The sequence below is a fragment of the Streptomyces sp. PKA51 genome, assembly GCF_057552455.1.
This window is the reverse complement of the sequence record NZ_BAAJPZ010000013.1, coordinates 58,281-69,889: the sequence shown is the minus strand read 5'-3', so window position 1 is coordinate 69,889 and position 11,609 is coordinate 58,281. Positions and strand designations below refer to the sequence as shown.

Sequence of the window (11,609 nt, the reverse complement as noted above, 5' to 3'; positions counted from 1 at the left end):
CCGGGGGCGCCCCGTCAGGGGCGCCCTACGCCTCCGTGCGGTACATCAGGTCCACCTCGTGCGTCACGAACCCCATGCCCTCGTACACCCGCACGGCCGCCGTGTTGTCCGCGTCCACGTACAGCATCGCCGTCGGCAGGCCCAGGCCCGCGAGGTGGCGCAGGCCCACGGCCGTCAGGGCCTTGCCGAGCCCGCCGCCCTGCGCCCCGGGCCGGACGCCCAGGACGTACACCTCGCCCAGGCCCCCCTCCTCCTCGTGCACCTTCGTCCAGTGGAAGCCCACGATCTCCCCGCCCTTCTCGGCGAGGAAGAAGCCCTCCGGGTCGAACCAGGGCTGCGCCTTGCGGTCGTCCAGGTCCCGCTGGGTGAGTGCCCCCTGCTCGGGGTGGTGCGCGAACGCCTCCGCGTTCACCGCCAGCCACGCCGCGTCGTCGGCCCCCGGCCGGAACGTCCGCAGGCTCACACCGTCCGGCAGCACCGGCTCCCCCAGCTGCAGGCCGCCCAGCGGGCGGCGCATCTGCCGCAGTTCGCGGAACAGGCTCAGGCCCAGCACCTGGGCCAGGTGCCGCGCCGCCGGATGACCCCCGTGCGCCCACACCCGCAGCCGCTTGCCGGACTCGGCGAGCAGCGCACCGCCCAGCACGCGGCCGTGCCCGCGCCCCCGGTGATCGGGGTGCACCACGAACTCGCCCGCCGGCGCCTCCACGGGGTCGCCCTCCTCCAGCTGGCCGTACCCCAGCAGCCGCTGCTCGCCGTCGCGCTCGTGCAGCAGGACGTGCCGTACGCCCGCGCGTCGCCCCTCCAGCTGCAGGCGCCCCTGCTCCGAGACGGCCGGCTGCCCGTCGAGGGCGGCCGCGTCGGCGATCAGTTGCCGTACCCGCGTCACCTGCTCGGCCGGGAGCTCCTCCAGCACCTCGATGCGCCGCTGCCCGCTCGCGTCATTCACCACGTCGCTCATGGGGCGAGCCTACGACGGGCGCCCGCGGGGGCCGGGTCAGCGGCGGCTGTTGAGGAAGCCGATGAGGGTGGCGCCCCACCAACCGAGCTGGGAGAGCAGAACGGTGACGCCGCAGCGTACGAGCAGCGCCCGGCCGGCCACCGCCGTGGCGGTCAGCCTCCCCTGCAGGACATGGGCGTGGATCCCGTTGAGCGCGACGAGGAGCACGAGGGCGAGCTTGACCTGGGTCAGGGGCGCCGAGAGGGACGGCTGCAGCAGGACACCGCTGCCCACGAGCCCCGCCAGCCCCAGCCAGATGGGGACGTGGACGGCCGCCGAGGTGCGCAGCACCTCGTCGAGCGGCCGCTTCCCCGCCAGCCACAGCAACCCCAGCCAGTCCACGGTCAGCACGGCGCCGAAGCCGACGACCAGGCAGGCGAGGTGCACGAACAGCGCCACATCGTGCAGCAGCGGATCCGCCCGCAGGTGCACCGCGGTCCACACCGCGGCCGCCCACAGCGCGCACACGCCCAGGCTCGCGGCGATGGTGCGCAGGGCCGGGGCCACCGGAGGGGCGGGGACGGCGGCGGGGGTGGCCGGGGTGGTCACGGTGGCGGTGTTCCTTGTCGTACAGGCAGGTCGTGCAGGTAGGTCGTACGGGTCGGTCGTACGGGTAGGTCGTACGGGCGGTCGCAGACAGCAAGGGAAGGCTTCCCTAAGTAAAACTGCGGCCCTTAATACGCCACAGCACGCCACGTCCGGTCAAGCGGCGTAACCCTTTCGTCACTCCGCCCCTCCTGTGCGGCTACGCGCGTTGACCGTAGGCTGCCGCCGACCACTTCCCATGCACCCACTGCACAACTGCACAAAGGGGAACACATGCACGCGACGCCGCCGAAAAAGCGCCTCGCACGACGGCTGACCACCGCAGCAGCCGCGCTCGCCGCCACCGCCGGTGTCCTGTCCACCGCCGCCCCCGCCGGGGCGGCCTCCGCGCGGCACGACCACGGCCGCACGGTGGACGTCCAGCTGCTGTCCTTCAACGACCTGCACGGCAACCTCGAACCGCCGCAGGGCTCCTCCGGCACCGTCACCGAGACCCAGGCCGACGGCACGAAGAAGGTCATACCCGCGGGCGGTGTCGAGTACCTGGCCAACTCCCTGCGCACCGCCCGCAAGGGCCACGAGTACTCCATCACCGCCGCGGCCGGCGACATGATCGGCGCCAGTCCGCTGATGACCGGCCTCTTCCACGACGAGCCCACCATCGAGGCGCTCAACAAGCTGAAGCTCGACGTCACCTCCGTCGGCAACCACGAGTTCGACGAGGGCCGCACCGAGCTGACGCGCATGCAGCGCGGCGGCTGCCACCCCAAGGAGGGCTGCTACGAGAAGGGCAAGAAGTTCCAGGGCGCGGACTTCCCCTACCTCGCCGCCAACGTCACCGACGAGAAGACCGGCAAGCCCATCCTCAAGCCCTACACCATCTGGCAGCACAAGGGCGTGAAGGTCGGCTTCATCGGCGTCACGACGAAGGACACCCCGAACGTCGTCACCGCCGAGGGCGTCAAGGGCCTGAAGTTCGCCGACGAGGTCGAGACGATCAACAAGTACGCCAAGGAGCTCGACCGCCAGGGCGTGAAGTCCATCGTCGCGCTCGTCCACGAGGGCGGCATGCCGGCCTCCGGGGCGTACAACTACAACTGCGACACCCCGGGTGCGGGCGCCGGCATCTCCGGCGCCATCGTCGACATCGCCAAGAAGGTCACGCCGAAGGTCGACGCCCTCGTCACGGGCCACACCCACCAGGCGTACGCGTGCACCATCCCCGACCCCTCCGGCGCGCCCCGCACGGTGACCTCGGCCGCCTCCTTCGGCCGCCTGTACACCGACACCACGCTGACCTACGACCGCCGCACCAAGGACATCGTCCGCAAGCCGGTCAAGGCCGCCGCCCCCGCCTCCGAGGCGAAGAACCCGCGCACCGGCAACCACGTCGTCGACCGCAACCAGCCCAAGGCCGCGGACATGACCGCGCTCATCGACCGCTGGAAGGCGCTGGCCGCGCCGGTCGCCAACAAGCCGGTCGGCTACATCTCCGCCGACATCAACGGCCGCGGCTCCGAGGCGTACGAGCAGCCCCTCGGCGACGTCATCACCGACGCCCAGCTCGAAGCCCTCGCCCCCGCCGACAAGGGCGGCGCCCAGATCGCGTTCATGAACCCCGGCGGCATCCGCTCCGACCTCGCCTACAAGGCATCCGGCGCCGAGGGCGACGGCGTGGTGACCTACGGCGAGGCGTTCACCGTCCAGCCGTTCACCAACATGATGCAGGTCAAGGACCTCACCGGCGCCCAGGTCATCGCCGCCCTGCAGCAGCAGGTCAGCGGCCCGAACGAGGCCCAGCCGAAGATCCTGCAGGTCAGCAAGGGCCTGACCTACACGCTGGACCTGACAAAGAAGGGCGCCGACCGCATCGTCGCCTCCTCGGTCAAGCTCGACGGCGCCCCGATCGAGCCCGGCAGGACCTACCACGTCGCCGCCAACGAGTTCCTGATGGGCGGCGGTGACGGCTTCCCGGCCTTCAAGGAGGGCACGAACAAGCGCGTCGGCCTCTCCGACCTCGACGCCTTCGTCGCCTACCTGACGGCCCACTCGTCGAAGACCGCCCCGCTGGCCCCGCCGGCGGCCGGCCGCATCACGATCGTGAAGTAACCGATCACCCGGCTCCCGCGCGCACCAGGGGGCGCGCGGGAGCGCGACGGGCATGGGCGGGACCGGCCGGCGGTAGGCAGGGAGCCGGAACGGTCACCATGGAAGGGGAGTTCACGATGAAGGCCCTGCGCCGTCGCGCCATGACCACGCTCGCCGCAACGCTTCTGCTGTGCGGCCTGGGCGCGGCCCTCGCGGCCCCGGCTGAGGCGGACGTGGACGCGAACCTGCTGGGCGGCACCGCGACCGGCCATACGAACGGCACCGTCGACGCATCGGCGCTGAGCACCCGGCTACTCCACCTCGCCAACCCGCTGGAAGGCATCGTCTGACACCCGGTTGGCCGGTTTTCCCCCCGCGGCGTTGCGGGCCCGGCGGACACGCACCAAGATCACGCATGGTCACCGTGCGATCACGCATCCGCCGGATAGGAGATCCCCTTGATACGCCGCCCCGCCCTCCGCGCCCTCACCACCGCCGTCGCGACCGCCGCCCTCGCCCTGACGGCGACCCAGGCCGCGACGGCCGCCACGGCCGCCACGGCCGGCGCCCCTGCCGTCGCCACGGCGAAGGCCACCCAGGGCGACGACAACCCGTTCGCCGTCATGGACCTCGACGGGCTGCGCGCGGAGTACCGGTTCATGTGCCCGGCGGGCCACTGCGTCGGCTACTGGTCGCTGGTCCTGACGGACGAGGTGGCCCACAAGCGCTACGCGGGCGGCGAGTTCTTCGTCTACGCCCCGGCCAAGGGCGACTTCGGCTTCTTCCTCGACGGCGACATCGCCACCCGCACGGTGAAGAAGGCGTCCCAGGTGCGGATCGTCGACAGCGAGTTCACCCGCACCCACCCCCGCTTCGAGGTCCGCTACGGCAACCCCGACCAGCCGAAGAAGGCACGGGTCGTGGCAACGTCGACAATCTGGATGCGCTAGCCCCCTCCGGCGGACCTTCGTCGCGGACACCACTTTTCGTCGCGGGGCACCACGGCGCCCCGAAGGGGCGCGGGGAACTGCGCGATCGGCCCGCGACGGCCCGCAGCCGGCGCACCGCCCCGGGGTTCCGGCGATCTGCGGGCGCGCCGTGGCTTGTCGCGCAGTTCCCCGCGCCCCTGACGGGGCGCTGCGCGGCAGCCACGCCAATAATGCGTCACTACTGCCGGTAGGGCTTGCGTTCGAGGGGTCCCCGCGTGGTGGGATGAGGTGATGCGCACCCCCACACGCATACCTTCCAGTCCCCCTGACACCAGTGACCCCGAAAGCTCCTTGCGCATCACCCCCGCCCGCATCGTCGCCGACGACGAGCCGTGGTCTCCCCCCAACCACCGTCGCGGCGGGCCCCGTTCGCACCGCAGGGGCCGCATGCGGCACAGGCGGCGCCGGCCGGCGGGCAAGCCGTACCGTACGGCGACCAAGCTGCTGTTCGCCGCGCTCGCCGGCGTCGCCATCCTGTTGCTGGCCGACCGGTGTGCCGCGATGTACGCGGAGAAGAAGGCGCAGCAGCAGCTGCAGAAGGCGTTGCACCTGCAGGCGCAGCCGCAGGTCGACATCCGCGGTTTCCCCTTCCTGACCCAGGTGGTGGGCAAGCGTCTGCGCCAGGTGGACGTCACCGTGCCGCACGTCGCCGCCGACCGCGTCTCCCTCGCTCGTGTCCATGCCAGTGCCCGCGACATCCGGTTGCACGGCGATCTGCCCGCGGACGTCCGCGGCGCGGTCATCGGGCGCCTGGAGGGCAACGTCCTGCTCGCGTTCGACGACATGAACCGCGAACTGGGCGCCTCCCAGGTCACGTTCAGCGACCTCGGCGGCAACGCGATCGGCGCCCGGGGCCGGCTGGCCGTCGCCGGCCAGGAGCTCGTCGTACGGGCCCGGGCGCACCTGCGCCGCACCGGCGACGACGGGATCAACACCGAGATCGACGGCATGAGCCTGGACATCCCGCGCGTCGCGACCTACCACCCCGGCGGCACGGACAAGCGCCTCGTACTGCACCGCGAGGCCGCCGAACGCATCGGCAAGGACGCCGCGCGGGTGAAGGCGCTGCTGTCCGTTCCCGCGATCGCCGAGCGCCTGGGCGTACCGGCGGAGGTGGCGGCGCAGGCACTGCGCAGCGAGGAGCGCCTGCACGAGGTGGCGGGCACGCCCCGGTTCGTCGAGGAGCTGACCCGGCTGAACCTCGTCGACGTCCTCGCCGAGCACCCGTGGCTGCTGGAGAAACTCGGCGTCGACCCGAAGCTGCTCACCGCGCTGTCGGAGCTGCAACCGCCGGAGCTCGCCGACCGGCTGTCGCTGTCCTTCCGGCTGCCGAAGGAGGCGAAGGAGTACGGCCTACGCCTGCAGGACGTCACGGTCGAGCGCGACGGCATCCAAGCGGACCTGTCGGCGGATGCCCTGCCCGTAGGGGCCGACGCCCCGTAGGGGCGCGGGGAACTGCACGATCGGCCACCGACGGCCCGCAGTCGAAGATCCGCCGGCCACGCCTTAAAGCGGCGGCGGTTCCACCGCCGCCCCCGGGAGCCGGACGGTCGCCACCGTGCCGCCGCCGTCCGCCGGGCGCAGCGTGACCTCGCCGCCCGCCTGCCGCACGGTGCGGGCGACGATCGACAGGCCCAGGCCGCTGCCGGGCAGGCTGCGGGCGGAGGGTGAGCGCCAGAAGCGGTCGAAGACGTGCGGGAGTTCGTCGGCGGGGATGCCCGGTCCGTGGTCGCGGACGGTCAGTTCGCCGTCCTCCAGCCGTACCTCGACCACGCCGCCCGCCGGGCTGAACTTGACCGCGTTGTCGAGGAGGTTGACCACCGCGCGTTCCAGTGCGCCCGCCTCGGCGCGCACGTACCAGGGGCCGACGTGCGCGTCGATCGTGAGCCCGGCGCCGGCGGCCCGCAGGCGGGCGCGGGTCAGGGCGCGGTCGACGGCCTCGTGGAGGGGCACCACCTGCAGGGGTCCGCTGCCCTCGGGGCCGTCGGGGCGGGAGAGTTCCTGCAGGTCGCCGATGAGCGCGGCGAGCTCGGCCATCTGGGCGCGGACGCTGGCGAGGAGTTCCTTGCGGTCGTCGGCCGGGATGGCCCGGCCGGTCTCCTCGCTGCGGACGAGGAGGTCGATGTTGGTGCGCAGCGAGGTGAGCGGGGTGCGCAGCTCGTGTCCGGCGTCGGCGATGAGCTGCTGCTGGCGGTCCCGGGAGGAGGACAGGGCGGCGGTCATGGCGTTGAAGGAGCTGGACAGGCGTGCGATCTCGTCGTCGCCCTCGACGGGGATGCGGACGGCGAGGTCCTGGGTGCGGGCGATGTGTTCGACGGCGCCGGTGAGCCGGTCGACGGGGCGCAGGGCGGCCCGGGCGATCCACAGGCCGGCGGTCGCCGCGAGCACGACGCCCACGCCGGCGGTGAGGACGAGCACCACGGCCAGGGAGCCGAGGGGCTTGTCGAGGTCGCTCAGCGGCTGGGCGATGGAGACGGCGGTGTTGGGCAGCACCTGCTGGTTGGGGAAGCGGTAGGTCGCCACGCGCATGTGCTGCCCGTCGGTGGCCACGGCGTCGTGCAGGACCTCTCCGGCCTGGCCGGCGGCGACGGCCAGGTCGGCCCCGACGACCTTGATCGCGGGTTTGCCGGGGGTGGTGCACACCAGTCCGCCCGCGGTGACGACCTGGATGGTGTACGAGCCGGGGGCCGGCGGCAGGCCGGAGGGGTTGGTGCCGCAACTGCGCACGAGCTGCAGGACCGCCCGCTCGTCCACCTGCTGGTTGGACAGGGTGGTGTCCCGCTGGTGGCCGAGCTGTTCCTTGGTGACGACCCAGCAGGCGCCGGCCGCGAGAGCGACGGCCACGGCGACGGCGGCGGCCGTCAGCAGGGCGAGCCGGGAGCGCAGGGGCAGCACGCGGAACCGGCGGATCAGCCGTTTCATTCGGTGCCGCCGCTGCGCAGGACGTACCCCACCCCGCGGACGGTGTGCACCAGGCGGGGCTCGCCGTGGGCCTCGGTCTTGCGCCGCAGGTACATCACGTACACGTCCAGGGAGTTCGAGGACGGCTCGAAGGCGAAGCCCCACACGGACTTCAGGATCTGCTCGCGCGTGAGCACCTGCCGCGGGTGGGTCAGGAACAGCTCCAGCAGGGTGAACTCCGTGCGCGTCAGTTCCACGTGCCGGCTGCCGCGGGTGACCTCGCGGGTGGCGAGGTTCATGGTCAGGTCGGCGAAGGAGAGCGTCTGCTCCTCGGCGGCCGCGGGGGCCGCCGGGGCGGCGTACGCGCTGCGGCGCAGCAGGGCGCGGATGCGGGCCAGCAGCTCGTCGAGCTCGAACGGCTTGACCAGGTAGTCGTCGGCGCCGGCGTCCAGGCCGGTGACCCGGTCGCCCACGGTGTCGCGGGCGGTCAGCATCAGGATGGGCACCCGTACCCCGGAGGCACGCAGGCGGCGGGCGGCGGTCAGGCCGTCCATGCGCGGCATCAGCACGTCGAGCACGATCAGCTCGGGGTCGTACGCGGCGACCTTCTCCACGGCGTCCAGCCCGTCGACGGCCGTCTCGGTGGCGTAGCCCTCGAAGACCAGGCTGCGGCGCAGCGCCTCGCGGACGGCGGGCTCGTCGTCCACGATCAGGATGCGGGCGGGCGTCTCGCCGTGCTCGGCGGGGCTCATCTGCGGTACCTCATGGATTCGGTCGGTCGGCGGCGGTGGCCGGGGCGTTCCCAGCCTGCCACGCGACCGGGTGGCGGGGGCGCTCAGGCGTTGGTGCCGCCCGCCCGCAGCTTGGCCAGGTCGGCCTTGAGGGTGTTGACCGGGATGGCGAAGCCGAGGCCGACGCTGCCGGCGGATTCGCCGGAGCCGCCGCCCTGCCCGCCGGGGGCGTACATGGCGGAGTTGATGCCGATGATCTCGCCGTTCATGTTGATCAGCGCGCCGCCGGAGTTGCCGGGGTTGAGGGCGGCGTCGGTCTGGATGGCCTTGTACGTGGTCTTGTCGGAGCCGGTGTCGCCGTTGTACTGGTTGCCGCCGAACTCGAACGGCCACTGCGGCAGCCCGCGCTGCTGCTGCCGCTGGCCCTGGCCGCGGCCCTGTTCCTTGGAGACGGTCACGTCGCGGTTGAGGGCGGAGACGATGCCGCTGGTCACGGTGCCGGTCAGGCCCTCGGGGGAGCCGATGGCCACGACCTGGTCGCCGACGACGAGCTTGCCGGAATCGCCGAGGGTGGCGGCCTTGAGGCCCTTGGCGTCCTTGAGCTTGACCAGTGCCAGGTCCTTGCCGGGGTCGGTGCCGACGACGGTGCCGGTCCTGGTGCTGCCGTCCTTGAGCGAGACCTGGACGGTGTCGGCGCCCGCGACGACGTGGTTGTTGGTGACGACCTCGCCGTCACCGGTGATGATCACGCCCGAGCCGGTGGACTGTCCCGCACCGGTGCTGGCCTTGATCTCCACGATGCTGGGGCTGACGGCGGAGGCGACGGCCGAGACGCCGCTGCCCTTGAGGGAGGCGTTCTGCACGGGCGTGGAGCGGGCGGCGCTGCCGGCGCCGCCGCCGGTCAGCTCGCCCACGAGGGCGGCGGAGCCGCCGCCGACGACGGCGGCGACGAGCGCGCAGGCGGCGAGCAGCGCACCGGGGCGCCTGCCCTTCGGCCGGCGGTGGGCCTGGGGCACCGGGTCGAAGCCCGCGTACGGCGGGGTCGCGGGGGGCGCCGGGTACTGCTGCGGGTTCGTGTGCTCGTCCATGCCCATGACTGTGCTCCGCGCAGATGAGAACAGTCTGAGGAGGCGCTGAGATCCGGCACAGAACCCGGCCGGGTCGCTGCCAAACCGTGTCCGACGGATCGCCCCTGCGCCCCTACGGGGCGCCGTGGTGGCCGCATGGCGAAGATCCGCCGGGCGGGCCTTGGGGTCAGCCGCAGCCGCAGCTGCGGCGGATCACCAGACGGGAGGGGAACTGCTTCAGGCGCTCCCGGCGCGAGCCGGCCACCCGCAGGCCGTCGTCGAGGACGAGGTCGACGGCCGAGCGGGCCATCGCCTGCCGGTCGGAGGCCACCGTGGTCAGGGGCGGGTCGGTCAGCGCCGCCTCCTTGACGTCGTCGAAGCCGGCCACCGCCAGCTCCCCCGGCACGTCGATGTCCAGCTCGCGGGCCGCCCGCAGCACGCCGATGGCCTGGTCGTCGGTGGCGCACAGCAGCGCCGGCGGCCGGTCGGGGCCGGCCAGCAGCTGCAGGGCGACCTTGTAGGCGTCGTAGCGGTTGTAGGGGGCCGGGAAGAGGCGGCCCTCGGTGCTGCGGCCGGCCTCCCGCATGGCGCGGCGCCAGCCCTCGACGTGGTCGGTGACGGGGTCGCCGATGGTCGGGGTCTCCTCGGTGCCGCCGAGGCAGGCCACGTAGGGGTGGCCGTGCTCCAGCAGGTGCCGGGTGGCGAGCTGGGCGCCGCCGACGTCGTCGGTGACGACGGCGACGTCGTCGATCGCGTCGGGCCTGCGGTGCATCAGGACCACGCGGGCGTCCCACGCGTCGATCTCCAGGGCAGCGGTCTCGCTGGGGCCCTGGCTGATCAGGATGAGCCCGGAGACCCGCATGCCCAAGAAGGCGCGCAGGTAGTGCACTTCGCGCTCGTCGAGGTAGTCGGAGTTCCCGACGAGGACCATCTTGCCGCGCTCGGCCGCGGCCTGCTCGACCGCGTGCGCCATCTCGGCGAAGAAGGGCTGCCGCGCGTCCGGGACGATCAGGCCTATGAGGTCGGTGCGGCGGGAGGCCATGGCCTGGGCGACCCGGTCGGGCCGGTAGCCCAGCTCCTTGATCGCGGCCAGCACCCGCTCCCGCGTCGCCGGTGCCACCGGGCGCGGTCCATTGTTGATGACGTAGCTGACGACCGCGGTAGACGTTCCCGCAAGCCGTGCCACATCGTCCCGCGTCACCTTGGCCACGCGCGGCAGTCTACGCGGGTCCACCTACCGTTTCACCGGGCGAGCGGCCTCGGATCCGGCGCCCTGGGTGTGTTCCGCCCCACGCTGCCGGCCGGCGTCGCGCCCCTTCGGGGCGCCCTCCGTCTCCGCGGGCGTGCCGGGCCTGTCCGGCTTCGCCGTCTTCTCCGGTTTCTCCGGCTTCTCCGGCAGGACGAAGCGGTAGCCGACGTTGCGCACGGTGCCGATCAGCGACTCGTGCTCGGGGCCCAGCTTGGCCCGCAGCCGCCGCACGTGCACGTCGACCGTGCGGGTGCCGCCGAAGTAGTCGTAGCCCCAGACCTCTTGCAGCAGCTGGGCGCGGGTGAAGACCCGGCCCGGATGCTGGGCGAGGTACTTGAGCAGCTCGAACTCCTTGAAGGTCAGGTCAAGGACCCGGCCCTTGAGCTTGGCGCTGTAGGTGGCCTCGTCGACGGAGAGGTCGCCGGTGCGGATCTCCATGGGGCTGTCGTCCGTGGAGATCTGCTGGCGGCCCATCGCCAGCCGCAGCCGGGCCTCGACCTCGGCGGGGCCCGCGGTGTCGAGCAGTACGTCGTCCACGCCCCAGTCGGCGGTGACGGCGGCCAGGCCGCCCTCGGTGACGACGAGGAGCAGCGGGCAGCCCGGTCCGGTGGAGCGCAGCAGCTGGCACAGGCTGCGCACGTGGGGCAGGTCGCGCCGGCCGTCGATCAGTATGACGTCGGCGCCGGGGGTCTCCACCAGGGCCGGCCCCTCGGCGGGGGCCACGCGCACGCTGTGCAGCAGCAGCCCCAGCGCGGGCAGGACCTCGGTGGACGGCTGGAGCGCGTTCGTCAGCAGCAGCAGGGAACTCATCGGCCGCCACCCGCCCCGGTCGTCGTCGTGTCGCTCTCGCGCTTGCTCGTCTCTCGTGCGCTTCGCTCGCCCATTGCGTCGGTTCCTCCTCGGTCCCTGCGAGGACGGTGGGGGGCACTGCTCGTCGTCCGAATGCACAAAAGGACCCGGGGGCCACGCTGCCCGGATCCTTCCTGCGCAGCAGAATAACCCACGAGACTTTCCGGGGCCCGGATGACTTTGCACGACCTT

At 72.7% G+C, this 11,609-nt stretch carries 11 protein-coding genes; 4 read left to right on the top strand and 7 right to left on the bottom strand.

Annotated features, from left to right (window positions below; translation table 11 throughout):
- Positions 1-25 precede the first annotated feature (25 nt).
- Both mshD and AC27L3_RS20005 read right to left on the bottom strand, forming a co-directional pair.
- On the bottom strand, positions 26-958 hold the full coding sequence (gene mshD, locus AC27L3_RS20010) for a mycothiol synthase (RefSeq protein WP_487235410.1): 933 nt from the start codon (positions 956-958) through the stop codon (positions 26-28).
- A gap of 36 nt (positions 959-994) precedes the next feature.
- On the bottom strand, positions 995-1,546 hold the full coding sequence (locus AC27L3_RS20005; RefSeq protein ID WP_487235409.1) for a hypothetical protein: 552 nt from the start codon (positions 1,544-1,546) through the stop codon (positions 995-997).
- Positions 1,547-1,816: 270 nt separating this feature from the next.
- Between AC27L3_RS20005 and AC27L3_RS20000 the strand changes: the two genes are divergently transcribed.
- The 4 genes from AC27L3_RS20000 to AC27L3_RS19985 all read left to right on the top strand — a co-directional run bounded on the left by AC27L3_RS20000 (position 1,817) and on the right by AC27L3_RS19985 (position 6,063).
- Positions 1,817-3,652 (top strand): bifunctional metallophosphatase/5'-nucleotidase, encoded by a 1,836-nt coding sequence (locus AC27L3_RS20000; protein ID WP_487235408.1) that lies wholly within the window; start codon positions 1,817-1,819, stop codon positions 3,650-3,652.
- Between the two features lie 98 nt (positions 3,653-3,750).
- Positions 3,751-3,981, top strand: a complete 231-nt coding sequence (locus AC27L3_RS19995) for a hypothetical protein (RefSeq protein ID WP_487235407.1) — start codon at positions 3,751-3,753, stop codon at positions 3,979-3,981.
- A 108-nt stretch (positions 3,982-4,089) separates the two neighbouring features.
- Positions 4,090-4,581, top strand: coding sequence for a hypothetical protein (locus AC27L3_RS19990; protein ID WP_487235406.1), 492 nt, complete (start codon positions 4,090-4,092; stop codon positions 4,579-4,581).
- A 426-nt stretch (positions 4,582-5,007) separates the two neighbouring features.
- A complete protein-coding gene (locus AC27L3_RS19985) occupies positions 5,008-6,063 on the top strand; it encodes an LmeA family phospholipid-binding protein (RefSeq protein ID WP_487235405.1) in 1,056 nt (351 codons plus the stop codon).
- 63 nt (positions 6,064-6,126) lie between these two features.
- On the opposite strand, the gene AC27L3_RS19980 is transcribed toward AC27L3_RS19985, so the two are convergent.
- From AC27L3_RS19980 to AC27L3_RS19960, 5 genes are all read right to left on the bottom strand, one after another.
- A complete protein-coding gene (locus AC27L3_RS19980; protein WP_487235404.1) occupies positions 6,127-7,542 on the bottom strand; it encodes a sensor histidine kinase in 1,416 nt (471 codons plus the stop codon).
- A complete protein-coding gene (locus tag AC27L3_RS19975; RefSeq protein ID WP_487235403.1) occupies positions 7,539-8,273 on the bottom strand; it encodes a response regulator transcription factor in 735 nt (244 codons plus the stop codon). Before AC27L3_RS19975 ends, AC27L3_RS19980 begins: the two co-directional genes overlap by 4 nt.
- Positions 8,274-8,356: 83 nt before the next feature.
- On the bottom strand, positions 8,357-9,340 hold the full coding sequence (locus AC27L3_RS19970) for a S1C family serine protease (RefSeq protein ID WP_487235402.1): 984 nt from the start codon (positions 9,338-9,340) through the stop codon (positions 8,357-8,359).
- Between the two features lie 166 nt (positions 9,341-9,506).
- Entirely contained in the window at positions 9,507-10,529 is a 1,023-nt protein-coding gene (locus AC27L3_RS19965; RefSeq protein ID WP_487235401.1) for a LacI family DNA-binding transcriptional regulator, read from the bottom strand.
- Positions 10,530-10,553: 24 nt separating this feature from the next.
- A complete protein-coding gene (locus AC27L3_RS19960) occupies positions 10,554-11,378 on the bottom strand; it encodes a response regulator transcription factor (protein WP_487235400.1) in 825 nt (274 codons plus the stop codon).
- Positions 11,379-11,609 lie beyond the last annotated feature (231 nt).